Origin of the sequence: Ornithinibacter sp., assembly GCF_035443565.1 — a bacterium.
Taxonomy (GTDB): Bacteria; Actinomycetota; Actinomycetes; order Actinomycetales; family Dermatophilaceae; genus Fodinibacter.
Map to the genome: position 1 here is coordinate 31,011 of NZ_DAORSO010000013.1, position 1,396 is coordinate 32,406.

Here is a 1,396-nt window from a genome sequence, read left to right on the forward strand (position 1 = left end):
CCCCGAGCTCGTGCTCACCGGCATGGCCTCCACCGACGGTGTCATGGGTGTCGTCCCGGCGATGCTCGCCGAGCGCCTCGGCCTGCCCCAGGTGACCTTCGCCTCCGAGCTCACCATCGCCGACGGCACGGTGACCATCCGGCGCGACGGCGACACGGCATCCGAGACGATCGTCGCGAGCCTGCCGGCCCTGGTCTCGGTGACCGACCAGATCAACGAGCCGCGCTACCCCTCGTTCAAGGGGATCATGGCGGCCAAGAAGAAGCCCGTGGAGCAGTGGGGACTGGCTGACCTCGGCATCGACCCCTCGCTCGTCGGTCTGGATGCCGCGTGGACGACCGTCGTGTCGTTCGCCAAGCGTCCGCCGCGCGCCCAGGGCCAGATCGTCACCGATGGTGGCGACGGCGGCACCCAGCTGGCGGAGTTCCTCGCCGGCCAGAAGTTCCTCTGACCCGGCCGACGACCAGACAAGGTAGGACACCCCCATGGCTGAAGTACTCGTTCTCGTCGACCACGCCGACGGCCGCCTCCGCAAGGCGACCGCTGAGCTGCTGACGATCGCCCGCCGCCTCGGCGAGCCCTCCGCCGTCCACATCGGCCCCGGCGCCGACCGCGCCCAGGTCACGCTCGCCAAGTACGGCGCGCACAAGGTGTACGTCGTCGACGACGCCGACGCCGCCGGCTTCCTCGTGGCGCCGCAGGCCGAGATCCTCGCGGCGCTGGTGGAGAAGGTCGCCCCGGCGGCCGTCATCATCCCGAGCAACGCCGCCGGCAAGGAGATCGCCGCCCGTCTGGCGATCAAGACGTCGTCCGGCCTCATCACCGACGCCGTCGACGTGCGCGCGGGGGCTGACGGCATCGAGACTACCCAGTCCGTGCTCGCGGGCTCGTACACCGTCACCGCCAAGGTCACCACCGGCACGCCGATCATCGCCGTGAAGCCGAACTCGGTTCCGCTGGAGGCCTCCCCGGCCCCCGGTGTCGTCGAGGCGTTCGCCGTCACGGTCAGCGACGCCGCCAAGGCCGCGCGCGTCACCGACAGCCAGCCCAAGAAGGCCACCGGCCGTCCCGAGCTCACCGAGGCCGCCATCGTGGTCTCCGGTGGCCGCGGCACCGGCGGTGACTTCTCGCCCGTCGAGGAGTTCGCCGACAGCCTCGGCGCTGCCGTCGGTGCGAGCCGGGCAGCCGTCGACGCCGGCTGGTACCCGCACGCCCACCAGGTGGGCCAGACCGGCAAGCAGGTGTCGCCGCAGCTCTACGTCGCCGCCGGCATCTCGGGTGCGATCCAGCACCGCGCCGGCATGCAGACGTCGAAGACGATCATCGCCATCAACAAGGACGAGGAGGCGCCGATCTTCGAGCTCGTCGACTTCGGCGTCGTCGGCGACCTGTTCTC

1 protein-coding gene and 1 pseudogene are annotated in these 1,396 nt (G+C 71.1%); both read left to right on the forward strand.

The window, feature by feature from the left end; genetic code table 11:
* A pseudogene (locus tag PLL68_RS03180) lies at positions 1-451 on the forward strand (electron transfer flavoprotein subunit beta/FixA family protein); the annotation flags it as partial.
* Between the two features lie 34 nt (positions 452-485).
* The coding region (locus tag PLL68_RS03185; protein ID WP_324531575.1) for an electron transfer flavoprotein subunit alpha/FixB family protein at positions 486-1,396 on the forward strand (911 nt) is incomplete at its 3' end.